Below are 1,096 nucleotides of genomic sequence, written 5' to 3'. Positions count from 1 at the left end.
CGTTGTCTGCGGTTTAAGCTGGCGTTAGCACTATTAGGAGTAACGTTGAACGTTCAGAATATCAAAAAGAATCAGAATGGTAAGTTTGTCGCTGATGTTCACTATGACAGTGGAGAATACTATTTCACGACTCAAGAATTTGAGACTTATGAACTTGCCGAAAACTGGATTTCAACTTGGTCAGATTGGGCTAATCAGGTGTGCCTTGGCACGATTGATAGTGTTTACTACATAATTCAAGTCCCTGATACATGGGCTGGACCACATGAAAATGCCCACCCATTCCAAGGACTGTTCGTCAAAATCGGGCGCTCAAAAAATGTATTGACGCGATTGAGAAACTTGCAAACCGGTACTTTTGGTCAGTTGGTAATTGGTGCGCTTGAGCCTGGTGGCTCCAAGCGAGAAACTGAATTACATAAAAAGTTTGCAAGGTTACGACGCCAAGGTGAGTGGTTTTCTTGTAACCAAGAGCTATGTGATCATATTTTCAATACTTGGTATCGAAACAAAATGTTGCCACCTGAGCATCAGCACGAAATGCTTAGGTTGGCGGAGCGTATTAACGCATATAAGCACGTTAAGAAGTTACTCGACAAAACTCCTGACACGATTAACCCATCACTTGATGAGGATTGGCATGGGGTAACGTTTGTAGATTTGGTGTATAGCTCATTGGCAAAACCAAGCAAGAAATAGTGCTAACAATCAATTTAAGAGGGATTCTCAACGCTTGGCATTTTTGCTTCTACTTCAAGTTTAATGATTATGGCACAATGCTTTAGGTTTGGGTGGAGGCGTTATTCACCCCTTAGTTGGGCGTTATATCGCTTTGAAAATTCAAGGGTTGTTAGGTTCTCGAACGTTGCTGGCTTCTGTGTTTTTGAGTTGGATTCCTTAGCCTGAATCAAGGTGGTAAATCCTCGCAAACCAAACCATTGTAGTTCTTCCAAATTATCTCGATTCATCAAATTTTGAAGCTTGATTTTCGGTTCGTTCTGTTAGTTTCTTCGACTGGATCGGTGTTTTGGGTATCGTGGTCTGGTTGCAGGAAGCTTTGTTGGCTAAGATGTTGTCCATTGAATGCAAGCTAAGT

General features: G+C 41.8%; 1 protein-coding gene. It reads left to right on the top strand.

What is annotated here, in order from left to right; translation table 11 throughout:
* A partial coding sequence (locus VPNCDNU1_RS27435; protein WP_371410822.1) for a GIY-YIG nuclease family protein occupies window positions 1–699 on the top strand: 699 nt, incomplete at its 5' end.
* Between the last annotated feature and the right edge of the window lie 397 nt (window positions 700–1,096).

Origin of the sequence: Vibrio penaeicida (assembly GCF_002933855.1) — a bacterium.
GTDB lineage: Bacteria > Pseudomonadota > Gammaproteobacteria > Enterobacterales > Vibrionaceae > Vibrio > Vibrio penaeicida_A.
Note: the sequence above shows the minus strand (reverse complement) of the source record. Positions and strands in the feature narration are given on the sequence as shown.